The 1,069-nt window shown below is 60.9% G+C and carries 1 protein-coding gene; it reads right to left on the bottom strand.

The features are described from left to right. Positions 1-34: 34 nt before the first annotated feature. The coding region (locus SD455_RS16600; RefSeq protein WP_445508743.1) for an IS30 family transposase at positions 35-1,069 on the bottom strand (1,035 nt) is incomplete at its 5' end.

The following is a 1,069-nucleotide window of genomic DNA, read 5'->3' on the forward strand; positions in this document are numbered from 1 at the left end:
GGCGGATTCTATGAGTCGTTGCACCAGCTGATGGTCAGCTGGTGAGGATGATGTCTCTCATCTTCTCAGCTGGGGTGGCCCACTGAAGTGTCTTACGAGGCCGACCATTGAGCAGGTGAGCAACGTGTTCAAGGTCCTCAGGGCCATGGACCGCCAGGTCTGTGCCTTTGGGGAAGTATTGACGCAGCAGGCCGTTGGTGTTCTCGTTCGATCCCCGTTGCCAGGGGCTGGCGGGATCACAGAAATACACCGGCAGTTCAGCTTCGATGGTGATCCTGTGATGCTGTGCCATCTCTGATCCTTGGTCCCAGGTCAGCGAACCACGAAGATGCTGCGGCAATCTGCTAATCTGAGCGGTCACCGCAGCAGCGACAGTCTCAGCGGTGTGATCCCCAGGCAGATGGCAGAGCATGACATAGCGGCTCTGGCGTTCAACGAGAGTCGCAATGGCCGAGCGGTTGCCTGCCCCCATGATCAGATCTCCCTCCCAGTGGCCAGGAACGGACCGGTCCTCGATCTCAGCGGGCCGGTCGCTGATCATAATCATGTTCTGCCCCAGAGAGCGGGGCCTGCGCTGCTGGCCCTGCGGCTTCCGACGGGTACGTCCAGTCCGTAACGCGGTCTGGACTTCCTTCTTCAGCCCGCCGCGGGCTTGCAGGTAGAGGGCCTGGTAGATCGTCTCAGGGCACACGCGCATCTCCGGGGCATCGGGGAACTCTGTGACCAGGGTGGCACTGATCTGAGCCGGTGACCATTGCAGCGAAAGCTTCCGGGTCACCCACAAACGTAGTGGCGAGTCCCCGATGAGCTTGGCTCTCTTCGGTCGGGCACGGCGCTGTGCAGCCATTCGCTGAGCACCGTAGGGCATGTACCTGCCAGCACTATCACTGTTACGAGCGATCTCGCGACTGATCGTCGAATGTGGCCTGCCCAGCTGGGAAGCGATCTCCCGCATCGAGGTCCCCAGGGCCCGCAGATCACGGATCTTCTCCCGCTCGGCAAGGCTGAGGAACCGGGGATTAGTATCGGTGCCGGCAAGCAGCTGATGAGCACGCATTCTCCGGTTATA

Source organism: Nesterenkonia sp. K-15-9-6 (assembly GCF_052656005.1).